This is a genomic window from Janthinobacterium sp. Ant5-2-1 (assembly GCF_001445815.1).
Classification (GTDB): Bacteria; Pseudomonadota; Gammaproteobacteria; order Burkholderiales; family Burkholderiaceae_D; genus Janthinobacterium; species Janthinobacterium lividum_E.
Genome location: NZ_LNCE01000004.1, coordinates 1 through 24831 on the forward strand (window position 1 = coordinate 1; position 24831 = coordinate 24831).

The following is a 24831-nucleotide window of genomic DNA, read 5'->3' on the forward strand; positions in this document are numbered from 1 at the left end:
AGCGTGTCGTCCAGCGCCGCCGCCGTGGCCGCCGCCTGGGAAGTCAGGGCCAGGGTGGCGGCGGCGGTGGCGGCATTGTCGGCCGCGAGCGCACTGTTCAGGGTTGCCAGGGATGCTGCGGCCGCGGCGGCTGTCGAGGCGGCAGCCGCATCATCGGCTTGCGCCGATTGCGCGGCGGCGAGCGACAAGGATGCCGTGGTGGCGGCGACGGTGGATGCCAGCGCCGCCACCAGGTCGAATGGATGGGCGGCCGAATAGGCGGCCAGGGCGGCGGCATTCGCCGCATCGTTGTTGGCGACGGTGGTCAGGGCGGCGGCATCCGTCAAGGCGGCCTTGGTGGCCGCCACGGTGGCGGCCGTGACGTCGAGCGTATGGGCCGTGCCCAGCAGGACGGCGTCGGTGAGGCCGGCGACGGCGGCTGCCGCCGTGGCGGCGGTGGCGTTTGTGGTCGCTGCCAGGCCCAGGACGACGGCGTCCGTCAGGTTGGCCGTCGTTTGCGCGGCAGTGGCGGCGGCCGCATCGACGGTCGCTACCAGACCCAGGGCGACAGCGTCGGTCAGGGCTGCCGTGGCCGCAGCCGTGTTGGCGGCTGCCGTGGCGGCCGTCGAGACGGTGCCCAGGGCGACGGCATCGGTCAGGCTGGCAACGGCGGCAGCGGCGCTGGCGGCCGTGTTGGCGGCCGTCGACACGAGGCCCAGTGCCACAGCGTCGGTCAGGTTGGCCGTCGTTTGCAGGGCGGCAGCGGCAGTCGCGTCGGCCGTGGCGACCAGGCCCAATGCCGTGGCGTCTGTCAGCGCGGCTGTGGCGGCAGCCGTACTGGCGGCCGTGGCGGCTGCTGCCGAGACGGTGCCCAGTGCTACCGCATCGGTCAGGTTGGCAACGTTCGTCGCCGTATTGGCGGCGGCAGCGGCGACCGTGGCGAGCAGTCCCAGGCCGGCGGCATCCGTCAGGTTGGCCGTTGCCTGCAGGGTGGCGGCCACGGTGGCATCGGCGGTCGAGATCAAGCCCAGCGCCGCGGCGTCCGTCAGCGCCGCCAGGCTGGCGGCCGAGGAGGCGACCAGCGCATCGGCATTCGAGATGAGGCTCAGCGTGGTGGCATCGGTCTGGCCAGCCGTCGTGACGGCCAGGGCTGCGGCCGCGTCGGCTGCGGAAGAGACCAGACCCAGGGCCACGGCGTCGGTCAGGTTGGCAGCAGATTGTGCCGCCGTCAGCGCGTTTTGCGCCAGCGTGTTGGCGGCCGTCAAGGTGGTGACAGCCGTCTGGGCAGCAAGTTCGGCGGCGGCGTCGGTGGTGGAAACGAGGCCCAGCGCGCCGGCATCGGTCAGCAGGGCCGTGGCGGCGGCAGCCGCGGCGGCGGCCTGTGCGGCGGCGGCAGCACTGACTGCCGAGATGTCGATCCCGCCCAGCCCGGCGGCCACCTCCGCCGCCGAGACGGCAGCAGCGGCCGTGACGATGAGTGCCTGGGCATCGGTCGCGGCGGCGAGGGTTTGCAGGCCGGCTGCCGTCAGCGCATCAGCGGTGGAGATGCCGGCAAGGATGGTGGCATCGAACAGGGAGGCAGTGATATCGGCATTATCGGCGCCGAGCTGCAAGGTATTGACGGTGGCCGTCAGGTCGAGCACGCTGGTTTGGCCAGCCGTCACGTTGGCGGCCAGGGCGGCGAGGCTGGCGAGATTGAAGGCATTGAGCGCGACATTGACGTCCAGCAGGCTGGCCTGCGCATTGGCGGCGGCCGCATCGGCATCGGCCTGGTCGGCCGCTTGCTGCAGGGCGACGACATCGGTCTGGTCGGCCACTGCCTGGGCGTTGGCGGCATCGCTGGCGGCGGCTGCGTCGGCGGCGGCCAGAGCGGCCGCATCCGTCTGGTTGGCCGTCGTTTGCGCGGCCAGCGCGGCGGCGGCATCGGCGTCGGAAATCACTTGCAGGGCCGCCGCGTCCGTCAATGCCGCTTGTGCGGCGGCGCTGGCGGACGTGCTGGCGGCCGCATCGGCCGTGATTTGCAGGGCTGCCGCGTCGCTCTGGTTGGCGGTAATCACGGCATTCGCCGCTGCGGTGGCGGCAGCGGCAGCGGCGACATCAAGCGCGGCGGCATCGGCGCTGGCGGCCAATGCGGCTGCCGCTGCCGTGGCAGCGTCGGCATCGGAAATCAGGGCCAGTGCAGCCGCGTCGGTCAAGTCGGCCTGCAGTTGTGCCGCGTCAGACGCCGCGGTGGCGGCATCGGCGATCAGGCCCAGGGTGGGCGCGTCCGTCATGTTCGCTTGCGTCTGTGCATTGGCGGCGTTCGTGGCGGCGGCATCGGCGGCGGCCTGCAGGGCGACGGCGTCGGTGGCGTTGGCGATCGACGCATCCTGGGTGGCGATGGCGGCGGCAGCGTCCGCTGCCATGCTCAAGGCGACGGCGTCGGTGAGGCCCGCTTGGGTGTTGGCGGCGGCGGCTGCATTCGCGGCGGCGGTGGCGGCGATACCGAGTGCCGTGGCGTCGCTGGCATTGGCGGCGGTTGCCGCGTTCGCTGCCGCGGTGGCGGCGGCGTTCGAGGCGGCGGCCAGGGCTGCTGCATCCGTGGCGGCGGCCAGGCTGGCCGCTGCGGCGGCGTTGGCGGCATCCGCATCCGAGATGAGGGCCAGGGCGGCGGCATCCGTCAGGCCCGCCTGGGTGTTGGCCGCGACGGCGGCATTGGCGGCGGCGGCCGCCGCCAGGTCTAGCGCGGCGGCGTCCGTGGCATTGGCCAGGGCCGTGGCGGCAGCGGCGGCGGCTGCATCATTGGCCGAGATGACGCCCAGCGCGGCCGCATCGGTCAGTGCTGCCTGGGTGTTGGCTGCGGTGGAGACGACATCGGCCGCATCCGCGATGGCTTGCAATGCCGGGGCGTTGGTCTGGTCCGCTTGCGTTTGCGCCGCATCGGCAGCGGCGTGCGCGGCGGCGGCGTCGGCGGCGGCCGTGGCGGCGGCCGTATCGGCATTTTGCGCCGATGTGGCGGCGGCCTGGGATATGGCGGCGGCAGCGGCAGCGGCGGCAGCGGCGCTGTCGTCGCTCGTGGCGGCGGTAGCGGCCGCTTGTGCTGCGGGGACGACGGCGGCCGTGCTGGCCGCCAGGGCATCGTCGCTGGTAGCGCTATTGGCGGCGAGCAAGGCCGCTGCTGCAGCGGCAGCGGCTTGCGCCGCCAGCTGGTCGGCCAGGGCGGCCGCATTTGCCGCGGCCAGCGAAGCTGCTGCCGTGGCTGCCGCAGCGGCGGCGGCGGCGTCATCGGCCAGCGCATTGTTGGCGGCGGCAACGGCGGCCGCGGCGGCCAGTATGGCCGCGTCGGTCACAACGGTGGTGGTGGATTGATTGCCCGTGCCACCGCCGGTCGAGCCGCCCGTGCCACCTGTGCCACCCGTGCCGCCGGTACCGCCCGTACCCGTGCCACCGCCAGTGCCGCCAGTGCCTGTGCCACCGCCGGTTCCCCCCGTGCCTGTGCCACCGCCAGTTCCGCCAGTGCCGGTGCCACCACCAGTACCGCCAGTGCCCGTACCGCCGCCGGTGCCGCCCGTGCCCGTCCCACCGGTGCCGGAACCGCCGGCCGCGGCGCCACCGCCTCCGCCGCCGCCTGCCGCTGCTGCAACGAGGCCAAGGCCGCCGAGCGCGCCCAGCACGCCAAGACCACTCAGCCCGCCCACAGCACCCGCGCCGGCGCCGGATCCTGCGCCAGCCGATGCGCCGGCGACATCGACGACACTGCCGCTGGGGATGCCGGCCGCGCCCGCGCCTGTGCCCGCAGCGCCTGCGGCGCCGCCATTGTTATCGCTTTGCGGCGTGCCGAGGTCGGCACCAGCCTGTCCCGCCTGGCCTGCGCCCGCGCCACCGCCACCGGCGGCCAGGGCGGCTGCCACAGCGGCGGCCGTGCCGAGGGCGGCGGCATTGCCGTTGCCGGCGCTTCCCGTGACTTCCACGACATTTTCAGGCGGCATGGTCGCGCTGGCATCAGCCCCTTTGATCAGTTCATCTTCGTCATATTGCTTGCGGTCGCCGGTTTTCGGGTCGACGGCTTTTTTTGCGGGCGTCGCGGTCTTGGCGCCAGCGCCTTCGGCATTGACGGGAACTTGTGCTGGATTTGGGGTGGTGGCCATTTGAAAGTCTCCGGAAAGGGTTATGTGTTCGTTCAATTTTCTAAAATAATAAAAAATCAATAATATGGTTCACTTCCTTGCTTGCTCCGGCGAGGCTTGGGCCGAGGTCGAACTTTGGTGTTTCCGATGTTGATAGTGGCAAGTAAAACATAACTGGGAAAAAAACGCTGCGGCAAAAGGGCGCTACTTCAGCAATATTTAAAATGTCATTTTGATATTCGTTTTATGTGTTGCCGCTTTCCTGTATTTTGTTGCGCCGGCAACGGGCTTGTCCAGCCAGACGCGCTGGCAGGGCGCAGCCTTTGCACGAGGCATGTATTGGCTCCCACTCTGAGAATAGTTTCAATTTTGAAATTTCCAATTTGATTTTGATCACTTTCCATGACGCTATTCTGTCCAGCGCTGCGCGTGATAATTCTCACGGATTGTCACCAAATGGACTTTTTCGGCTGTATTTGCTGCTGTGTTCCCGTATCTCTGCACCTTTTATTCAAAAAACTGGCTTGCTATCGAATTGCTAGTTGTTGTTTTTTTGACTGTCGATTATCAAATGTGATTGGTAATAAAATACGATAGAAATAATTATTTGTAATTTTTATATCGCATTAATGCTATCGAATGAATAGCCTGAATGTAGTGAAGGGGATTTTTCATAATAACTATCAATAAAGTAGTTATTATTTCAGGGGCTGAATTGGGATAAAAATGCAAAACGCCCCGACGGGCGGGGCGTTTTTATGGGGCGGTGATACTGCGCTGTCAGCCTTCCTCGCGCCAGCGGCGCAGGCGGATGGCGGCGTAAATCAGCGCCGCGCCCGCCGCCGCACCCAGCCAGACGGCTGGCAAGGCCAGGCTGGACCAGGAATTGCTGAACACATCGATGCGCGTCATGTGCGATCCCCCTTCCGCCAGGGCGTGCATTTGCGACAGCAGTTGCGGCTCGAACAGATACCAGCTGCCGGGGAGGGTGCCCAGCAGGGCGCGTCCGATGACATTCATCTGTATCCAGTCGACGCCGCTTTCCGTCTGCGCCAGTTTGCCGGCCCAGACGGTCAGGATGAGCAGCAGCAGCGGCACCCCGACGGCCCACAGGAAGACTTTCGACTTGGCCCAGCTCGATACCATCAGCAGCCAGCCGACCGTCGGCAAGGCCCACAGGCAATATACGGGCAGCAAGCCGAACACGCGCAGCGGTCCCAGGTACAGGCCGGGGGTGGCGAGCAGTTCGGCAAACACGTGGATGCCGTTGGCCGCCAGCACGCCGCTGAGGATCAGGATCAGGGCCAGCGAAGTCAGGCTGGCAGCGGCGGCCACGATCAGTGGCGCGACCAGCAGGGCGATGGCCGCTTTCGACAGCACCGTCTGCGCATCCGAGATGGGCAGCGATTTCCAGAACAGCACGCTGCGGTCGCGGCGGTCGTCATGCAGGGCGCTCAGGCAATAAAAGAACACGAGGAAACCCAGCGCCAGGAACAGCGGCGCTGCCGCGTACGTATAGTTGTTGGCGACGGCGTCGATGATTTCCGTGCGGCGCGGGCCGAAGGTGCGCGTGTTGAAGACGGTGCTCCACGACACTTCCTCGCCATTGACGATCAGCGCCGTGCGCATCTTGGTCTTGGCGATGGTGGCTATCGTCATCAGGGCGCCCAGAACGGTCATGGCGATGCCGATCAGGGCGGGCGTCCACACCAGCATGCCCTTGTGTTCCCACAGTTCACGCCGGATCAGCCATTGCATCTTGTTGGCAGGGGAAATACTCATTGGTACGATCCTTTCATGGTCGCGACAAACAGGTCAGCCAGGCTGGGCGTGCGTACTTCGCCCAGGGCGGCCAGCTGGGTGCGGGCAACGCCATCGAACAGCATCACCGACTTGCCGAACACGCTGCGTTCGCTGATCGGCTGCAGGGCGCGCGCCGGATTGACGTGCTGCGGGCCCACCATCACTTCGATATAGCGTTCGCCCACTTCTTCCATGCTTGAGGCCAGCACGATCTTGCCGTCGCGAATGAACATCAGGTCGCTGAGGATGTGTTCCACTTCCTCGATCTGGTGCGTGGTGATGACGATGGTCTTGTTTTCATCGAAATAGTCCTCCAGCAAGTTCTGGTAGAACTGCTTGCGGTACAGGATGTCCAGGCCCAGGGTCGGCTCGTCGAGCACCAGCAGTTTGGCGTCGATGGCCATGACCAGCGCCAGGTGCAACTGCACCACCATGCCTTTCGACATGGCCTTGACCTTCATCTTCGGCGCCAGCTTGGTGTGGGCCAGGTAGCGCTCGGCCTTGCTGCGGTCGAAACGGGGATGCACGCCCGCAACGAAATCGATGGCGTCCGCCACGCGCAGCCAGCCCGGCAGGATGGCCACGTCGGCGATGAAGCACACGTCGTCCATCAGCGCATCGCGCTGCACGCGCGGGTCGCGCCCCAGCACCGACAGCTCGCCTTCGAAGCCCGTCAGGCCCAGGATGGCTTTCAGGGTGGTGGTCTTGCCGGAACCGTTAGGCCCGATCAAGCCGACGATGCGTCCCGGCGCGATATCGAAGCTGATGCCGGCTATGGCCACCTGTTTGCCATACTGCTTGCGCAGGCCGCGTGCGCTGATGATGCTGTCCTTGTTCAATGCATTCATGCGCTCTCTCCGTGTGGGCCACTGTCGCGGCTTGCTTGCAGTAGTTGCTCGAGATTCAGGCCCAGTTGCGTGATGCGTTCCAGCATCGCCGGCCACTCTTCGCGCATGAAGCGCTCGCGTTCACTTGCCAGCAATTTGTCGCGGGCGCCCTCCAAGACATACATACCGAGTCCTCTGCGTTTTTCCACCAGGGCATTGTCGACCAGTTCCTGATAGGCGCGCGAAACCGTGATGGGATTCAATTGATAATCGGCCGCCACCTGGCGCACCGAAGGCAGGGCGTCGCCGGACTGCAGCACGCCATCGAGCATCATGCCCACCACCCTGGCCTTGAGCTGGCGGTAAATGGGGCTATTGTCGTTCCATTCCGCGCTCATGGGATGCGCTCCCATAAGGGCGGGGCGGTGCGGCGCGTGAAAAATGCGGTAGGCATCGAAGCTCCGTGGTTTATTGAGTTAGTGTTGTAGTTAACTATAACACCAAGTCTCAAAAAATCAACACCTATTTTCAGGCCAGCCGCGCCCGCAAACCCAGCGCATTGAACACGGCGGCGCCCGCCGCCGTGTTGTCGAAGATGCACCAGCTGCCCGCATGCGCTGGTGCGCGCAATTCGGTCGCCAGCGCTGCCAGGTACTCGGCCGCATAGTCCGAATAATATATTTTCGGACTGCCGTGCAGGCGCAAGTAGGCGATTTCCGTCGTCGGCACGTGCGGGCCGGGCTGGCCGGCGGGCGGATCGGCCCGCACGCGGGTGATGCCATGCATCGTTAACAGTTCGGTCGCGCCCGTTTCGAACCAGCTGGGGTGGCGCGCTTCGCACGCGAGCATGCCGTCGAAGCGCTGGCGCAGCGCATGGAAAAATGTTGCGGCCACGTCCGCTTCGAAACGCAGGCTGGGCGGCAGTTGCACCAGCACGCAGCCCAGTTTATTCCTCAACTGCAAGACTTCTCCCGCAAAACGATCCAGTTCGGCCGCGGCATCGCGCAAACGCCGTTCATGCGTGATGCTGCGCGGCAATTTCACGCTGAAACGGAAATGGTCGGGCACGCTGGCGGCCCAGCGCGCGTAGGTGGCGGGCTGGTGCGGGCGGTAGAAAGAGCTGTTGATTTCCACGCAGTCGAGCACCCGGGCATAGCGCTGCAGGTGGCTGCCGTCGAGGGGGAAGTGGCTGGCGGCGGCGCTGGAAATGCTCCAGCCGGCCGTGCCGATGTAAATAGTATGCATGGCGCCATTACAACAAGGCCAGGCGGGCGCGGCTATCGGACAAACGCCCGTGCGGCCGTCGGCGCGGGCCTAGTCGATGATGTCGCCGTTCAGGTCGTGGCGCGTGATGTTGCCGCGCGTATCGATGGCGATCCAGCCGCCGCGCGGCGGCGTGACATCGCATTCCCAGTCGGGCAGGACATAGCGCAGGGTATGGTCGACCTGGTGCAGGGCGGGGCGGTGCGTGTGGCCGTGAATCATGATGGTGCTCGCATGTTCGGCAAACACCTGCGCCACAGCATCGGGGGTGACATCCATGATATCCATGGATTTTTCGCCATTGTGCTCGCGGCTGCTCTGGCGCAAACCGTCGATGATGGCCTTGCGCTGCGCCAGCGGCATGGACAGGAACTGTTTTTGCCAGGCGGGCTGGCGCACCATTGCGCGAAACTCCATGTAGCTGACGTCTTTCGTGCATTCGGCGTCGCCATGCAGCAGGACGATGCGCTGGCCCGCTATCGTGGCCACGTGCGGTTCGCTGAGCAGGGTGGCGCCGGCGGCGGCGGCAAAGCCGGAGCCGACAAGAAAGTCGCGGTTGCCGGCGATCCAGTAGACGTGCACGCCCGCATCGCTGACGGCGCGGATGGCGGCCGTCATGCGCGCATTGAACGGGTCTTCCAGGTCATCGTCGCCGGCCCAGTATTCGAACAGGTCGCCTAATAGATACAGCGCTTGCGCATATTGCGCATGGTGTTCCAGGAAAGAAAGAAACGCCGCGCTGGTGCGCGGGTGCGAGCTCTGCAGATGCAGGTCGGAAATAAAGAGTGCGGCAGGCATTGTCATCGTTCAACGCTCCCAAAAAGTGATGTACATGGAGAGGCGCAAACGCTGCAATGCCTGTTATTCATGATGCTGTAGCCGAATTAAACCGCTTCGACTTTTTCGATGATGACATCGGTCACTGGCACATCGGCGAACATGCCGGCGCGCGAGGTTTTCACGGCGCGGATGGCGTCGACGACTTCCTTGCCTTCGGTGACTTTACCGAACACGGCGTAGCCCCAGCCGTCCTGGCCTGGGTAGTCGAGGAAGCTGTTGTTCTTGATGTTGATGAAGAACTGGGCCGATGCCGAATGCGGATCCGACGTGCGGGCCATGGCCAGCGTGTAGGTGTCGTTTTTCAGGCCGTTCTTGGCTTCGTTTTCCACGGTGGTGTCGGCTGGCTTTTGTTTCATGCCTGGCTCGAAACCGCCGCCCTGGATCATGAAGCCGTCGATGACGCGGTGGAAAATCGTGTTGTCGTAGTGACCGGCTTTCATGTAGGCCAGGAAGTTGGCAACCGTTTTCGGCGCTTTCTCGGCGTCCAGTTCAGCGGTGATCTTGCCCAGATTGGTGGTGATGATGACGGAGGTCATGATGATCCTTAATAAATTGGATGAATAATTGATTCAGCGGCGCCAGGCAGGCCGGCGCCGCAAAAACGCTATTTTACAGTTTTGCGGGCGCGGACTTGAGTAAAGTCGCCGATTCGATCACCACGGGGGTGACCGGCACGTTCTGGTGCGGGCCCTTGTCGGCCACGGGCACGGCCTTGATCTTGTCGACCACGTCCATGCCGCTGACGACTTTGCCGAACACCGTGTAGCCGAACCCGTCGCGGCCCGGGTAGTCGAGCGCGCCATTGTCGTTCACGTTGATAAAGAATTGCGCTGTGGCCGAATGCGGGTCGCCCGTGCGCGCCATGGCGATGCTGTAGGTGACGTTTTGCAAGCCGTTCTGCGCTTCATTCTTGATCGGCGCCTTGGTGGCTTTCTGCTTCATGTTCTTGTCGAAGCCGCCGCCCTGTATCATGAAGCCGTCGATGACGCGGTGAAACACGGTGCCCTTGTAATAACCGCTTTTGACATACTGCAAGAAATTGGCCACGCTTTGCGGGGCTTTTTCCTGGTTCAGTTCCAGCACGATCTCGCCCATGCTGGTTTTCAGGGCCACGTGGGGCGTGGGGTCGAGGGCGGTCGCCGGAGCGGCCGCCACGACGGCGCTGCCCAGGGTCAGGCCGGCAAACAGGGTGCAAAAACGGGCCAGGAAAGACAGGCGTTTCGATTTGGTTTCTTGCATGAAGGCGTCCTTGATCGTTATTTTTCTTTAAACTTGCTTTAATTGTAAAGAAATGAAAATTCGGTTGAACATCGTAAAAACCTGATTCATATCGGGCCAGTATGGTTTTTATCAATGTTATACTTGACCGCTAACGCCCTAATTCTAACAAACAAGAACAACAATATAGCGGGTCGTACAGTCTTCGGCGCACACGGCAGTTCTGTGGCGCGGCACCTCCGGTGTCCGCGCCTGTCTGTCGTTTTGCCAAGCTGGCGGCCGCTCCACTTGCAAAGTACGATGAGCAATCTAAAGATTTACAACACCCTGGCGCGCGAGAAGCAGATATTCGTCCCGATGGAAGCGGGCAAGGTACGCATGTACGTGTGCGGCATGACCATCTACGATTATTGCCATATCGGCCATGCGCGCATGATGATGGCGTTCGACGTCATCTACCGCTGGCTGAAAGCGTCCGGTTTCGACGTCACCTACGTGCGCAACATTACGGACATCGACGACAAGATCATCCGCCGCGCCGTGGAAAACGGCGAGACGATTTCCCAGCTGACGACGCGTTTCACCCAGTACATGGATGAAGACACGGCCGCGCTGGGCATCTTGACGCCCGACCACACGCCGCGCGCCACCGAATACGTGCCGCAGATGCTGCGCCTGATCGAGCAGCTGGAAGCGAAAGACCTGGCTTACCAGGGCGCGGATGGCGACGTGAATTATGCCGTGCGCAATTTCCCCCACTACGGCAAGCTGTCGGGCAAGTCGCTCGACGACCTGCGCGCGGGCGAACGTGTCGACGTCAACACGGGCAAGCGCGATCCGCTCGACTTCGTGCTGTGGAAATCGTCGAAAGAGTCCGAGCCGGAAGAAGTCAAATGGGATTCGAAGTGGGGCAAGGGCCGCCCGGGCTGGCATATCGAGTGCTCGGCCATGTCCTGCGCCTTGCTTGGCGAACAGTTCGACATCCATGGCGGCGGCGCGGATTTGCAATTCCCGCACCACGAAAACGAGATCGCCCAGTCCGAAGGCGCGTTCGGCCATACGAGCGTCAATTACTGGATCCATAACGGTTTCGTGCGCCTGGACAATGAAAAAATGTCCAAGTCGCTCGGCAACTTCTTCACCATCCGCGAAGTGCTGCAAAAGTTCGATGCCGAAGTGATCCGCTTCTTCATCCTGCGCGCGCACTACCGCAGCCCCCTCAATTACTCGGACGTGCACCTCGACGATGCGCGTCTGTCCCTGACCCGTTTGTACACGGCGCTGGCCGACGTGGCGGTGGAAGAGGGCGCCATCGACTGGAGCGAAGCCCATGCCGTGCGTGTGGCGGAAGCCATGGATGACGATTTCAACACGCCGCTGGCCGTGGCCGCCCTGTTCGATCTGGCAACGGAAGTGAACAAGAGCAAGTCGCCAGCCCTGGCGCGTCAATTGAAGGGCCTGGCGGGCGTGTTCGGCTTGCTCGAACGCACGCCGCAGCAATTCCTGCAAGCGACAGTCGGCGCCGCCGCTGGCGGCCAGGACGAAGCGGCCGGCATTGAAGCTGCCATCGCGGCGCGCAGCGCGGCGAAAAAGGCGCGCGACTTTGCCGCATCGGACAAGATCCGCGCCGAATTGTTGGCCGCAGGCATCATTCTCGAAGACAAGCCTGACGGCTCGACCAACTGGCGCCGCGCATGATGCCAACGTCCAGGGAAAACGGGGAAGCGCCAGTAACAGCTGCGCAGGTGATCCAGGTGCCGCATTACTGGGAAGAGGCGAAGATCGAGCTGATGAAGCGCGACCGCATCATGAAAAAGCTCATCCCGCAATTTGGCGACCTGCACCTGGTCGGCCATAGCGACCCGTTTACCACCCTGGCCCGTTCGCTGGTGGGGCAGCAGATCACGCCCAAGGCGGCCGATGCTGCCTGGAAAAAGCTGCTGCTGGCTTGCCCGAAATGCACGCCTACACAAGTATTGAAGGCGGGCGCCGAGCAGCTTTCCGCCTGCGGCTTGTCCAAACGCAAGACCGAATACATCCTCGACCTGGCCGACCATTTCAAGGCCAAGCGCGTGCACGCGAGCCAGTGGGACCAGATGGATGACGAAGCCGTCATCGCCGAACTGGTGCAGATCCGCGGCATCGGCCGCTGGACAGCCGAGATGTTTTTGATATTTAATCTGCTCCGGCCGAATGTCTTGCCGCTCGACGACCCCGGTTTGATCCAGGGCATCAGCGTCAATTATTTCTCCGGCGAACCTGTTTCCCGCAGCGATGCGCGCGAAGTTTCCGCCAATTGGGAACCGTGGCGCACCGTGGCGACGTGGTATTTGTGGCGCAGTCTTGACCCTGCAGCCGCCCCTGCCGCACCCGATGCAGCCCCCGGCGCACCAGCCGGTACGGTAAAATAAACATAGATGACGCCGCGCGCCCTGGCGCCGTGGCCGGTAAAACCTGGAGGTACAATGACTAAAACGACTTTCCTCAATTTTGAACAGCCGATCGCGGAACTCGATTCCAAGATCGAAGAGTTGCGCTTCGTGCAAGACGATTCGGCCGTCGACATCTCGGAAGAGATCGACCGCCTGGCCAAGAAGAGCCAGCAGCTGACCAAGGATATCTACGCCAAGCTGACCCCTTGGCAAGTGGCGCAGATCGCGCGCCACCCGCAGCGCCCCTACACCATGGATTACGTGAATGAAATCTTTACCGATTTCCACGAATTGCATGGCGACCGCAGCTACGCGGACGATCTGTCCGTCGTCGGCGGCCTGGCCCGCTTCAACGGCCAGCCGTGCATGGTCATCGGCCACCAGAAGGGCCGCGACACGAAAGAGCGCGCCATGCGCAATTTCGGCATGCCGAAACCGGAAGGCTACCGCAAGGCCATGCGCCTGATGAAAGTGGCTGAAAAGTTCAACCTGCCCATCTTTACTTTTGTGGACACGCCAGGCGCCTTCCCCGGCATCGACGCGGAAGAGCGCGGCCAGTCGGAAGCCATCGGCCACAACCTGTACGTGATGGCCGAGCTGAAAGTGCCGCTGATCGCCACCATCATCGGTGAAGGCGGTTCCGGCGGCGCACTGGCCATCGCCGTGGGCGACGCCGTGCTGATGCTGCAATACTCGACCTATGCCGTGATTTCGCCGGAAGGCTGCGCCTCGATCCTGTGGAAGAGCGCCGAGCGCGCCTCCGACGCGGCCGAAGCGCTGGGCCTGACGGCTCACCGCCTGAAAGCCATGGGCCTGATCGACAAGATCATCAACGAACCGCTGGGCGGCGCCCACCGCGATCCGAAACAGATGGCCACCTTGCTCAAACGCGCACTGGCCGATACCCTGCGCCAGTTCCACGGCATGAAAACCAAGGACCTGCTGGCCGCGCGCCACGAAAAACTGCTGAGCTACGGCAAGTTCAAGGAAACGACGCCGAGCGAGTAAGCCATCGTCGGTCGGCGTTGGTCGGCGTAGGTCGGCTTAGCGCAGCGTAAGCCGACATGACGTAAGCCGACAAGACAGTAGAACACACCAGGGACAGTCCGCTAAACGACACCATCCGTTTAGCAGCCTGTCCCTCTTTGCATTCCCGGAGTCCACATTGAAAAAGCAACAAACCGCCACCGTCGCCGACATTTTCGCCAGTGCGTTGGAAACCTGCGCACCGCAAGCCGGCGAGACGGTCGGCATTGCCCTGAGCGGCGGCCTCGATTCCTCGGCCCTGCTGCACTTGGCGCATGCCTGGGCGCAAGAGCATGGCGTGGCCTTGCACGCGTTTCACGTGCACCACGGCCTGAGCCCGAATGCGGATGCGTGGCTGGCCCACTGTGAACAATTGTGCGCCGGCATGGGCATCGCTTTCGAGGCGCGCAAGGTCACCTTGGAAAAGAATGCAAAGACGGGCACGGAAGAGGCGGCCCGCAAGCGCCGTTACGCGGCCCTGGGCGAGCTGTGCGCCACGCACGGCGTGCGCCTGCTGCTCACCGCCCACCACCAGGATGATCAGGCGGAAACCGTGCTGCTGCAATTGCTGCGCGGCTCGGGCACGGCGGGCCTGTCCGGCATGGATGGCGCCAACAGCGCGCCCGAGCTGCTGGGCAACCCGGACCTGGTGATGGCGCGCCCCTTGCTGCCCGTGTCGCGCAAACAGCTCGAAGCGTATGTGGCGAAACATGCGATCGCGCACATCCACGATGAATCGAACGACGATCCCCGCTTTGCCCGCAATGCCCTGCGGCACCAGGTGATGCCCGTGCTGGCGCAGGCGTTTCCCGGCTTCCAGGAACGCTTCGCCCGCAGCGCGCAGCACGCGCAATCGGCGCAGCGCCTGCTGACGGAACTGGCGACGCAGGATCTGGCGGCGTGCCTCGATGGCGACTGCATCGAGCTGGCGAAATTGCGCGAGTTGAGCGCGGACCGCTGCTACAACCTGCTGCGCCACTGGTTCGGCACGCGCGGCTTGCGCATGCCGTCGACGGCGTGGCTGGCGGAAATGCTGGCGCAATTGCTGGAAGCGCGGCCCGATGCGCAGTTGCTGGTCACGCACCCTGAATGCCACGTGCGGCGCCACCGCGATCGGCTGTACCTGACGCCGAAGCTCGATGACCTGGCCGGCATGCGCGACAAGAGCGACGCGGGCATTCCCGGCCTGGAAAAGGCCAGCCAGGAGTTCAAATGGCAAGGCGAAGCGAGCCTGGCGTTTCCCGCGTATGGCGGCGTGCTGCATTTCGATGCAGTGGAAGAGGGGGGACAAGGTATTGATATTACCTGGTTGCAAGCTCAAACTTTGAGCATCGATTTCCGCCAGGGCGGCGAGCGCCTGAAACTGGCCTTGAACCGTCCCACGAAGAGCTTGAAATACCATTACCAGGCGTTTGACGTGCCCGCCTGGGAGCGCGAACGCCTGCCCCTTGTCTGTGCGGCGCAACAATTGCTGTTCGCGGCTGGTATTGGCTTCGATTGCCATTGCCTGAGTCTCTTGGATCGTCCCCGCGTCGCCTTGCGCTGGGTCTCCTGCTGAGCGTAAGGACAGCTGCCACGGCCACTCCCGGGGTGGCCGCCAAGTGGCTGTGCAAGCCGGCTGGACTGCATGGATTGGTTATTTCCATATGCGCAATCGGTATGAGCTAATGCGCTTTTTAGCTTGTTATTTTGCATTGCGGCATGTAGAGTAAAGCCCTCCTTTTTTATTCTTCTTGAGCGGAAACTTCACTCTTATGGCTTTAATCGTCCACAAATATGGCGGTACGTCGATGGGCTCGACTGACCGTATCAAGAATGTCGCCAAGCGCGTTGCCAAGTGGCACGACGCAGGGCATCAAATCGTGGTGGTGCCATCCGCCATGTCGGGCGAAACCAACCGCCTGATTGGACTGGCCAAGGAAATCATGGATCAACCCGATCCCCGTGAACTTGACATGATCGCCTCGACAGGCGAACAAGTGTCCGTCGGCCTATTGTCGATGGCACTGCTGGCGATCGGCAAACAAGCCGTATCCTATGCTGGCTGGCAAGTCGCGATCAAGACCGATTCCGCCTTTACCAAGGCACGCATCCAGTCGATCGATGACGAAAAAGTCAAACGCGACCTCGATGCGGGCAAGATCGTCATCATTACCGGTTTCCAGGGCGTCGACGAACACGACAACATCGCGACCCTGGGCCGTGGCGGTTCGGACACGTCGGCCGTGGCGATCGCCGCCGCCATGAAGGCGTCCGAATGCCTGATCTTCACGGACGTCGACGGCGTCTACACGACCGACCCGCGCGTGGTCTCCGAGGCGCGCCGCCTGAAGACCATCACCTTTGAAGAAATGCTGGAACTGGCTTCGCTGGGCTCCAAAGTGCTGCAAACGCGTTCGGTGGAATTTGCCGGCAATTACCGCGTACCCACGCGCGTGCTGTCGTCGCTGACCGACCCGATGTTGCCGCTGGAAATAGAAGCCAATTCAGGCACCCTGATTTCGTTTGAGGAAGATACAAACATGGAACAAGCAGTCATCTCCGGCATCGCCTTCAACCGCGATGAAGCCAAAATCACCGTGCTCGGTGTGCCCGACCGTCCAGGCGTGGCGTACCACATTCTGGGACCGGTGGCCGACGCGAACATCGAAGTCGACATGATCATACAGAATCAGTCGGTCGACGGTAAAACGGACTTCACCTTCACCGTCTCGCGCGGCGAATACACGCGCGCGCTGGCCGTGCTGGAAGCGAACCGCGAATCGCTGGGCGCGGCCAGCATCACGGGCGACGCGAAAGTGTCGAAACTGTCCGTCGTCGGCGTGGGCATGCGCAGCCACGTTGGCGTCGCATCGCAAATGTTCCGTACCTTGTCGGAAGAGGGCATCAACATCATGATGATCTCCACTTCCGAGATCAAGATCTCCGTGCTGATCGATGAAAAGTACATGGAACTGGCCGTGCGCGCGCTGCACAAGGCGTTCGAGCTGGAAAAAGCTTAAATATCCAAAAATATTGCCCCGCGCCCTTGACCAAAGGGGGGGCAATCGATATTATGACGTTCGTCGCTGCAGCGCAGTTAGCTACAGAGACATAGTTGAGTAATCAGCTAGGAGACGTGGCCGAGTGGCCGAAGGCACATCCCTGCTAAGGATGCATACGGCTTATACCTGTATCGTGGGTTCGAATCCCACCGTCTCCGCCAGAATCAAATAAAAAAGCCTCCCCTGCGGGAGGCTTTTTTATTTGTCCGGACGGAACGGTGGGATTCGAAGACGGAGCGCCCTAAAGGGCGCGAGGCTATCCGAATCGCCCGACCACCGCGCAGCGGCCAACGCCGTCCCCTCATCTCAAGCGGTTGCGGCCAGCGCCTACGCATCGTTCTCCACAGCCAGCATAGCCAGCATCACGCGGTCCCCCGGCATCACCCAGAGGACCAGCATCACCGCTTCGCCTCCCGCTCCAGCGTATCCCTACCGATGATCTTCAGGCTGGCGCCGCCCTTGAAGGGCAGCGCTTCCTCGCTGCCGGCCGTCCGGATCCCCGCCGAGACGCCGATTTCAGCCGTCACATCGACGAATTCCTTGCGGAACAGCAGCAGTTCCGTATGCTTGATGATGGTTTGCAGCGCCACCGACTGCCCCGGAGCGATGGTGGTGAAGGCACGCTTGAGCGCATGGTCCGCCAAGCCCGTTTTCAGTACCTGGCTGCGCTCGCTGGCATTGTCGATCAGGCGCAGGTTGGGGCCGCGCTGCTGGATGTAGTCGAGCGGATAGCCGACGGCCGCGCTGCCGGTATTCTTGATGACGACCTCGATGCGCATGTCGCTGCCCGTGAAAATGCAGGCCGGGTTGTCGAGGCAATGGGCGCTGACGGAAAGTACGTCGTTCGGCATGGCGTTTCCTGTAAGGTGGAGGGATACTGCAAGCAGTGCGGCTAGGAGCGGATGAGGATGATATCGCATTTGATTTTCCGTCCTATTTCCGCGCGCAGCAATTCTTGCACTTCGATGGCGATTTGCCAGGCGTGGCGGTGATAGACAATCGTGGAGCCGACCGAGTTCATGATATTGGCCAGCCGCGCTTCCGGTTCCTCGTCGTCCGACAGCGCCGACACGGGCGCGTCCCAGGTGCCGTCCGGCTTCATGTACTTGACGGTTTCATCGTCCCCTTCGACATACGAGTATTCGTCGGGAATGCCATAGCAGTGGCCGAACTCATGGGCGTGCACCTGGCCGTTGGTGGAGGGGGAAACGTCGATCACGGTACCCGTCACGCCCTCGCGATCGTAGCGCTTGTGGATCTGCATGAGGTAGTGCTCGTTGCTTTCCACGTAGACGATGCGGTAGACGATGGGCAGGATGCGCGTGCCGCATTCGGGATCGCGGATTTCCATTTGAAATTTATTGTTCCAGTGCGCTTCCAGGCCTGCGGTGGCGATGCCCTTGACGTACTTGATGGCGGCGGCGCGCTGCTTGACCCTGGTCGCCGCCTGAGGGGTGCTCCGCTCGCGCTCTTCCAGCGCCTGGTCGGCCGCATCGAGCACTGTGATCGCCTTGACGCGCAATTCGGCGATGATGCTGGTATTCGACTTGACGGGCACGTAGATCTTGTAGCGCACGGTATCGAAATAATTATGCGGCGCGCCATTGGCGCCGAAAGTGTTGTTGTAGCGCGGCACGCTGGAGACGTCGATCTCCTTTTCGTAGTCGTCGATCCAGCAGGCGGGCCGCTTGATCAGCACCTCCTTGCGCTGCTTGTTGTCGACGGGGCTGGTGCTCGACGTACCCGTTTCCTTGAATTTCGGCTCGGGCTTGGGCGGCGCCTTGGCCGTCGTGCCGGGCGCAGGGGCCCTGGCGCGCGTGTCTGGCGCGGGGGCGGGCGCAGGGCTGTCCGGCGTCTCGGGCAACTGGCCCGGCGACTTGAGCAGTTCGATCACCAGCGCCTCGACGGCGGCGGCGGCCACGACATGGGTCAAGCCCCTGGCGTCCGTCATGCCCGTTTCGATACTGCCATCGGCGCGCTTGACGCGGTACGGCTGGCGCGGCATCAGTTCGCCCGTGTCGCGGTCTTTCAGCACGAAGCCTTCGTCGAACAGTTTCAGGCGGCTGTCGGGCAGCGGCGGCAGGCCGGCGGCCGCGCTGGCGCCGCCGTTGAAGACATGCTGCCCGCCCTTGACCGTAAAATGGCCCGGGCAGCGGAAGGTGATGTCGCCGCCTTCGAGCGTGATCGACGATTGTCCCGCCTGCAGGACGATTTTCTGGTTGGCCTTGATATCGATGCTGTCACTGACGGAGATCACCGTGACGGCTTGATCGGCGAGGATTTCCAGCTGGTCGGTATGCGCTTCGAGCGAGACGGGGCCGTTGCCCGCGACAGCCTTGATGCCGCCTTCCTGGCTGAACAGCGTGGCCGCGTTGGCCGCCACCGATGCAACAGTCTGACCGGCCGTCATGTGCAGGTCGGCCTGCGCCGTCCAGTGCAGCTGCTGGCCCGCAAACAGCACGGTCGAAGCGGGCGTGGCCCAGTTGATGCTGCTGGGCGACTCCATCAGCACGAGCGGCTGGGCGTAGCGTTCCACGGGCTGCGCCGTATCGGGCGCGCGCGTGCCGCTGCCCGCCTTGCTGGCTTCCTGGCCGCCGATAGCGGCCTGGTACTTGCCGTCCTGCTGCGGGTCGATCTGCGCCGCCATGTCCAGCTGCGCCTGGTTCGCATCCTTGCTGACGAGGGCTCTTTGCTGGTTTGCCGACATCGCCACCGTCTTGCTCAGTTCACAGGCGCCGCGCAGCAGGGCCAGCGCTTCCTTGGTGTCGAGCTGGCTCGACGCCACGCCGGCGCCCTGGCGCGCGCGCGCCGTGGTCGAGATCAGCATGCCTTCGCCGGCGCGCAGCATGGCCCAGGCATCGGTGCGCAATTCAAAGCCGCTGCCGCGGTAGCTGCCCCGTTGCGCCGTGGTGGCGCCTTGCTGCACCAGGTAGCCCAGATTGAGCTCGGTGGCGGCGCTGCTCGAAGCGAGGCGGGTGCGCAGCTGGCCCTGAGTATCGTCGAGCACCCACTGGTTGTAGCCGGCGCCGTCGAAATTGTGGCTGTGCATGCCCGACAGGACGCCTGCATGGTTGACGCCCGAATTTTCGCCGGCCGCATACGGCGGCGTGTCGCTGCCCGTGTAGAGCTGGGCGACGACCAGCGGGCGGTCCATGTCGCCTTCGATGAAATCGACCAGCACTTCCGTGCCCAGGCGCGGCGTGAATTGCGAGCCCCAGTTCGGGCCGGCCAGCGCTTCGGCCACGCGCACCCACGCGCCGGACGCCTCGTTGCCGGGCGCGTTGCCCTGCTGGTCGGTGTTGTGCGCCAGGCCGCCCGGATTGGCGGCGCTGCCGCGCTGCCAGGCAAACTGGATGCGCACCTGATGGTCGCGGCCCGTGGTGGCGACGCTGTCGGCCAGGCCCACCACCAGCGCCGTCTGCGGACCCAGCGCCACGGCCGGTGCGCGCGCGGCGGTGGCGCGCGGCACGATGGCCACGCTGGCGCGCACGCAGCCGAAGCGGTTGCGGTAGGTGCCCGGTTCGATCTGGCCGGCGATCCAGTCGGCCACGCCGCCCAGGCCGGCCGTCCTGGCCAGCTGCGACAGCATGCCGCCAAGGCTGGCGCCCGCCGGTCCCGCATTGTTGCGCGCCTGGTGCTCGGCCCACAGCACGGTGAATGCGTTGGCGCCATCGGCATGCTGCTCGTGCTGCAGCAGGCGCATGGCGTGGCCGGCGGCCAGGCGGCGCACTGCGCCGGCGCCGTCGAACTGCTTGTTGTCCAGTTCCAGCGCTTGCAGCATGCGCTCGCTGTGCGGCCCGGCCGCCGCGCGGTCGGCGTGCAGGCGCTCGCCGGCGCCGTCATACACGGCCAGCTGCGGCAATTGCCCGGCCTCCAGGCTGGAGACCTGCTCGGCGGCGGGCGCCGTCACCTGCTCCGGGTGCCAGCTGCTGATGCTGACGGCATTCGACTGCACCTGGCGGCGCGCGCCGAAGCGGTCGATGGCGTCGTCCGTATCGGTGGCGCGCACGCCGTGAAAGCGCATGTCGGCGCCGCCCGGCGTCTGCGGCGCTGTGGCCTTGCTGTCGAAGATCACCAGTTTGTGCCTGGCCTGCGCCTGGCCGTCGCCGCCTTCCTGCGCGCCGCCGGGCTGGTCGTGCTCGAAGCGCCAGCTCAGGCCTTCGGCGGCCAGCAGGCGCGCGAAGAAATCGAAGTCACTTTCGCGGTACTGGGTGCAGATGGCGCGCGTGGCCAGCGCCTGGCTGACGTCGAATTCGAAGCGCAGCTGCGGGTAGTCGGCCAGCAGCTCGGTGACGATGTCGCGCGCATGCTTGTCCTGGAAAATATAGCTGTCGCGGCGCAGCCGCAGCAGGGCCAGGGCCGGTTCGAGGCGCAGCCGGTAGCGTGCCACGCCGCCGTCGGCGCCCAGCCAGGCGCAATCGGTGCAGATGCCGTGCCAGGCGCGCTGGCTGCCATCGGGCTGAAGCAGGCACAGCGTCATTTCCTCGCCGATGAAGGAGGCCAGGTCCAGGCTGGCCGCGGTGCTCAGGGCATCGACCTCGAAGCGGAACAGTTCATTGACGGCCTCGCGGCCCTCGAACTGTTCCGCCATCAGCGACTCGGGCTGCCCGGACTGCTGCGCCGTGGCCAGGGTGATGAGCCGCGCATGCTGGCTCAGGCCGGTGCCGAACTGGCCCGTGGCCGCGGGAGCTTGTTGTGCGCCGCCCATCACGGCAGGGTAATGCTCAGGTTAGCCACGCGCGGCGCCAGCTTGACGATGTCGTTGTAGGCATTGATCTGCGCTTCCGTCTGCTTGGCCAGCATGGTGCGCAGCCCCAGGTAGCCCAGCGCGCAGATCAGGGCGAACACCGAACACAACACCCATGGCGGCACGTTGTTGCGCAGCTTGTGGATGATCTGGTCGGGCCGCTCCGCATGCGGGGCGAAGCCGGTTTTCTTGCCCTTCATCTGGGCGATTTCATCGCCCAGGCGCGCCGTCAGGTAGTTGAGTTTTTCCGGACCTTCCAGAATGTAGCGGCCCTGGAAACCCAGCAGCAGGCACATGTGGAATACCTCGAGCGCCTGCAGGTGCGCGCTGCCGCGCGCGCGCAGCGCTTCCAGGCGGATGAAAAAGTTTTCGCCGGCCAGCTGGTCGCCGAACAGCACCAGCTGCAACGGCCGCCGCGCCCATTCGTCGCGGATGCTGTAGGGCGAGCGCAGGATGATTTCATCGACGGCCGCGCAGAACGCATATTTTGCGGCGTCGATATCGTCCGCCGACGCGCCCTGTTTTTTCGCGCCGCGGCTGAATTCATCGAGGAAGTGCGTCATCTTGCTGATGAAATCGGCATTGTCTTGCGGCCCGCTGCCGTTCTTCAGCATGAACAGGGCGTAAAAACCGTCGTACATTAAGTCCATCAAGGTGTGTTCCGTGCCGGGACCGGCAGCCGTGCTGGAGGCATAGGCGGCCTGGCCGCCGGACATCAGGGAAGGAGGAGCGCTGGAATGCATCGTTGGACCTCAGGAAGTGACGGCGACAAGTTCGAGTTTCAGTTCGCGCATGCCGGAAGGGACATAGACCAGCAGCGACTGCGCCTGCAGCATGCGTTCGTACATCTGGCCCTTGGCCTCGATGGTGAAGTAAAACATGTCGGGGCGCACCGGCACGGCGGCCGGCACCTGCGGCGCGTGCTGCAGGCGCACCCCGGGCAGGGCGGACAGGACGAACTTTTCCACGTCGTCCGGCGCGCCCACCTTGAAGCGCAGCGGCACCACGTCGACCAGTTCCACGCCGGCCATGTCGGCCGACACGCCCAGGTAGAACGCCGTCTTGGCGTCGATCTTTTCCGAGTCCAGCTTGCCGTGGTGGTAGGACGGCTTGGTTTCCGTCAGCGCGATGGCGAAGTATTTCGACGAGATCACGGTGTCGAGCAATTCGCGGATCATGGCGTGCAGCTGGGCGAACGGCGGTCCGGGATCGGCATGCCGGTACGGCGGCAGGTCGGCCAGCGCATGGCTTCTTGAAAATGTCATCAAGCCGCCCGCCAGGGCCAGCAGCTGTTCGTACAGCCGCTCCGGATGCAGCGCCGGATGATGGAAGTAGTGGCTGAGCGAGGCGTAGGCCGCGCTGGCCGTGTGCAGCAGCCAGAACGAGGACATGTCGCCGGAGCGGAATTCGATCACGCTCTTGCTCGGCTCGCGGTGGTGCCCGTACAGCGCATTGACCTTGGCCTGCAGCGCGTCGATCAGGCGGCGCAATTGCAGGAACAGCAGGGGCGCGCTACGGATGGACAGGCTGGGGGGCACGAAGGCCGGATCCTGTTCGAAGCCGCCCGTCGACAGGCGCCGCAGGCGCAGCAGGGGAAAGCTGACGTAGGAATCGCGCGGTTCGGAATCGGCCACCAGGCGCAGGGTTTTTTTCAGGTAGGTCAGTTCGGCCTGCGCGGCCTGGGTGTACAGGTCCGGCGTGCTGAGATTGGCCTGGGCGTAGCGCGCCGCGCTGTTGGGCTGGCCGCTGGCGGCGAAGTTGCCGCCGAATGGCTTGAAGGCCGGCAAGGCGGCGTGGAAGGTCACCGATTGCAGCGACGATGGCAAGTTGCCCAGGTCGAGCGTCTCGGGCAGGTCATCGCCTCCGGCCGCATTGTAGATTTCGCCGTCCTGGAAGACCAGCGACAGTTCCAGCAGGCGCAAGCTGTTGTTGGCCAGCGCATCGCGGTCGATCTGCAGCTGGTTCACTCCCCACGCATACGGGTGCAGCGCCTTGACGCTCTCGTGCAGACGCTGTTCGTGGTACTGGTCTTGCTGCTGGAAATGCTGGGGCCGCAGGAACAGGCCTTCGCCCCATAACAATTTGTTTGCCATGCTCATGAATTGCCCTCTATGCCAGACACAGTGAGGCGCGCGGCGGCGACTGAAAAACATGCTTCGCATCGCGCAACTTGGTGCTTTTTTCGCAACTGCAAGAACATTAGCATTATCTTGAGGAATGGTGCGTACTGTACGTTTTTAGCGTCCATAGTGTGAGTTTTCGCGTATTTTCTATTGAACGCAGTAAATTTTCAAATCATGCTACGCTCAGAAAAATAAACAATTAACAACTATAAAAAGCAACTTTTCAGTCGTCAAAACGGTCTTCTTTTTTGAAGGAACGCTCAACATGACACGCTCGGTTTCGCTCCGCACTCTTGCCTTTATCGCCTGTGCTTTTGCCCTCAGCGCCTGCAGTACGGCGCCGGTGGCCAAACCGCCGACCGCCGTGGCGCCGCCGACGCTGGAAGAGCTGATGGCCAAGGCCACGCAGGCGGTGGACACGGGCAACAAGGCGGCGGCGCTGGCGCTGTGGCAGGAGGCCGCCGCCGCCGCGCCCGCCGACAAGCAGCCCTGGGTGCGCATGGCGCAGAGCCGCTACGATGCGGGCCAGTATGGCGAAGCCATCCTCAGTGCCCAGGAAGTGCTGGTGCGCGATCCTGCCGACAAGCTGGCCAACAGCGTGATCGCCATCAGCGGACTGCGCCTGTCGACGCGGGCGCTGGCCGACCTGAGCCGCCAGAACAACCTGTCCGGTCCGCTGCGCGCGGAATCGCAGGACCTGGCCAAGTTGCTGCGCGAGAGCCTCGGCGAAACCGTGCTGGTGCCGCCGCCGGACAAGCCGCCCGTGCGCCAATCGCGCAAGCAGCCAAGCAAGCGCGCTGCCGATGAGGGCAGCGCCAATCCATTCAATGCCCTGAAGTAGCCAGCCAGGCACAGGTACGCCGCAGTTCAACAGGCGCATCGCCGATGCCGCCAACATTTGGAAGGGGATGTCATGTCGAAAAAAGATAGTGTGCAGAAGCGCTTGCAAAAGGTACGCCCGCCACGCGTGCAGATGACCTATGACGTCGAGATCGGCGACGCCATCGAAAACAAGGAGTTGCCTTTCGTGGTGGGCGTGGTGGGCGATTTCGGCGGCAATTCGGAACTCGAGCAGAAGCGCCTGAAGGACCGCAAGTTCGTCGATATCGACCGCGACAATTTCGATGAAGTGATGAAGGGCATCGAGCCGCGCGCCACCTACCGCGTGCCCAATGAACTGGGCGCCGGTGGCGGCCAGTTCGGCGTGGAGCTGAAATTCCGCTCGATCGCCGATTTCCGCCCGGAAGCGGTGGTCGAGCAGGTCGAACCGCTGCGCAAGCTGCTCGAGGCGCGCACCAAGCTGGCCGACCTGCGCAACAAGCTGGCCGGCAACGACAAGCTGGAAGACATCCTGAATGACGTGCTCAACAGCACGGAAAAACTGGCCCAGCTGGAACAACATTCCCACGTCAGGAAAGATTGA

General features: G+C 63.7%; 18 protein-coding genes, 1 tRNA gene and 1 pseudogene. 8 read left to right on the forward strand and 12 right to left on the reverse strand.

The genetic code is table 11. From position 1 onward, the window contains the following. From ASN89_RS28885 to ASN89_RS00250, 8 genes and pseudogenes are all read right to left on the reverse strand, one after another. Nucleotides 1-4106 (reverse strand): annotated as a pseudogene (locus ASN89_RS28885) (hypothetical protein); the annotation flags it as partial. 759 nt (nucleotides 4107-4865) lie between these two features. After that, complete coding sequence (locus tag ASN89_RS00220) at nucleotides 4866-5867, reverse strand: hypothetical protein (protein WP_046683594.1); 1002 nt, start codon at nucleotides 5865-5867, stop codon at nucleotides 4866-4868. After that, nucleotides 5864-6736, reverse strand: a complete 873-nt coding sequence (locus ASN89_RS00225) for an ABC transporter ATP-binding protein (protein ID WP_046683595.1) — start codon at nucleotides 6734-6736, stop codon at nucleotides 5864-5866. Before ASN89_RS00225 ends, ASN89_RS00220 begins: the two co-directional genes overlap by 4 nt. After that, a complete protein-coding gene (locus ASN89_RS00230; protein ID WP_058047859.1) occupies nucleotides 6733-7113 on the reverse strand; it encodes a GntR family transcriptional regulator in 381 nt (126 codons plus the stop codon). Before ASN89_RS00230 ends, ASN89_RS00225 begins: the two co-directional genes overlap by 4 nt. 130 nt (nucleotides 7114-7243) lie before the next feature. Then, nucleotides 7244-7960 (reverse strand): DUF72 domain-containing protein, encoded by a 717-nt coding sequence (locus ASN89_RS00235; RefSeq protein ID WP_058047860.1) that lies wholly within the window; start codon nucleotides 7958-7960, stop codon nucleotides 7244-7246. Nucleotides 7961-8029: 69 nt separating this feature from the next. Further along, entirely contained in the window at nucleotides 8030-8776 is a 747-nt protein-coding gene (locus tag ASN89_RS00240; protein WP_046683598.1) for a UDP-2,3-diacylglucosamine diphosphatase, read from the reverse strand. A gap of 86 nt (nucleotides 8777-8862) precedes the next feature. Next, nucleotides 8863-9354, reverse strand: a complete 492-nt coding sequence (locus tag ASN89_RS00245) for a peptidylprolyl isomerase (protein ID WP_034784044.1) — start codon at nucleotides 9352-9354, stop codon at nucleotides 8863-8865. Nucleotides 9355-9427: 73 nt separating this feature from the next. After that, nucleotides 9428-10057 carry a peptidylprolyl isomerase gene (locus tag ASN89_RS00250; RefSeq protein WP_200968928.1) on the reverse strand — a complete coding sequence of 210 codons (630 nt, stop codon included), beginning with the start codon at nucleotides 10055-10057 and terminating at the stop codon, nucleotides 9428-9430. A 279-nt stretch (nucleotides 10058-10336) separates the two neighbouring features. On the opposite strand from ASN89_RS00250, the gene cysS reads away from it, so the two are divergent. The 6 genes from cysS to ASN89_RS00280 all read left to right on the forward strand — a co-directional run bounded on the left by cysS (nucleotide 10337) and on the right by ASN89_RS00280 (nucleotide 16699). Beyond that, entirely contained in the window at nucleotides 10337-11734 is a 1398-nt protein-coding gene (cysS, locus tag ASN89_RS00255; RefSeq protein WP_058047861.1) for a cysteine--tRNA ligase, read from the forward strand. Then, nucleotides 11734-12447: a DNA-3-methyladenine glycosylase family protein gene (locus tag ASN89_RS00260; protein WP_046683769.1), complete on the forward strand. Its 714-nt coding sequence runs from the start codon at nucleotides 11734-11736 to the stop codon at nucleotides 12445-12447. The genes cysS and ASN89_RS00260 overlap by 1 nt, the downstream gene beginning before the upstream one ends. 54 nt (nucleotides 12448-12501) lie before the next feature. Continuing rightward, a complete protein-coding gene (locus ASN89_RS00265; RefSeq protein ID WP_034756951.1) occupies nucleotides 12502-13476 on the forward strand; it encodes an acetyl-CoA carboxylase carboxyltransferase subunit alpha in 975 nt (324 codons plus the stop codon). Nucleotides 13477-13633: 157 nt separating this feature from the next. Continuing rightward, the gene (gene tilS / locus ASN89_RS00270) at nucleotides 13634-15052 is read left to right on the forward strand and encodes a tRNA lysidine(34) synthetase TilS (RefSeq protein ID WP_058047862.1); all 1419 of its coding nucleotides are present in this window, start codon (nucleotides 13634-13636) and stop codon (nucleotides 15050-15052) included. 196 nt (nucleotides 15053-15248) lie between these two features. Then, complete coding sequence (locus ASN89_RS00275) at nucleotides 15249-16496, forward strand: aspartate kinase (RefSeq protein ID WP_034756957.1); 1248 nt, start codon at nucleotides 15249-15251, stop codon at nucleotides 16494-16496. A gap of 110 nt (nucleotides 16497-16606) precedes the next feature. Beyond that, nucleotides 16607-16699, forward strand: a tRNA-Ser gene (locus ASN89_RS00280). Nucleotides 16700-16936: 237 nt separating this feature from the next. Here ASN89_RS00280 and ASN89_RS00285 read toward each other — a convergent pair. The 4 genes from ASN89_RS00285 to tssK are packed head-to-tail and all read right to left on the reverse strand — an operon-like array spanning nucleotide 16937 to nucleotide 23384. Further along, nucleotides 16937-17389 (reverse strand): hypothetical protein, encoded by a 453-nt coding sequence (locus ASN89_RS00285; RefSeq protein WP_058047863.1) that lies wholly within the window; start codon nucleotides 17387-17389, stop codon nucleotides 16937-16939. Nucleotides 17390-17430: 41 nt separating this feature from the next. Further along, nucleotides 17431-21246 carry a type VI secretion system Vgr family protein gene (locus ASN89_RS00290; protein ID WP_082654325.1) on the reverse strand — a complete coding sequence of 1272 codons (3816 nt, stop codon included), beginning with the start codon at nucleotides 21244-21246 and terminating at the stop codon, nucleotides 17431-17433. After that, nucleotides 21246-22028: a type IVB secretion system protein IcmH/DotU gene (gene icmH, locus ASN89_RS00295; protein ID WP_058047864.1), complete on the reverse strand. Its 783-nt coding sequence runs from the start codon at nucleotides 22026-22028 to the stop codon at nucleotides 21246-21248. The genes ASN89_RS00290 and icmH overlap by 1 nt, the downstream gene beginning before the upstream one ends. 9 nt (nucleotides 22029-22037) lie before the next feature. Then, nucleotides 22038-23384 (reverse strand): type VI secretion system baseplate subunit TssK, encoded by a 1347-nt coding sequence (tssK, locus tag ASN89_RS00300; RefSeq protein WP_058047865.1) that lies wholly within the window; start codon nucleotides 23382-23384, stop codon nucleotides 22038-22040. 289 nt (nucleotides 23385-23673) lie between these two features. Here tssK and ASN89_RS00305 point away from each other — a divergent pair, with 289 nt between their 5' ends. Next, on the forward strand, nucleotides 23674-24249 hold the full coding sequence (locus ASN89_RS00305; RefSeq protein ID WP_152988388.1) for a hypothetical protein: 576 nt from the start codon (nucleotides 23674-23676) through the stop codon (nucleotides 24247-24249). Between the two features lie 72 nt (nucleotides 24250-24321). Then, nucleotides 24322-24831 (forward strand): type VI secretion system contractile sheath small subunit, encoded by a 510-nt coding sequence (tssB, locus tag ASN89_RS00310; RefSeq protein WP_058047866.1) that lies wholly within the window; start codon nucleotides 24322-24324, stop codon nucleotides 24829-24831.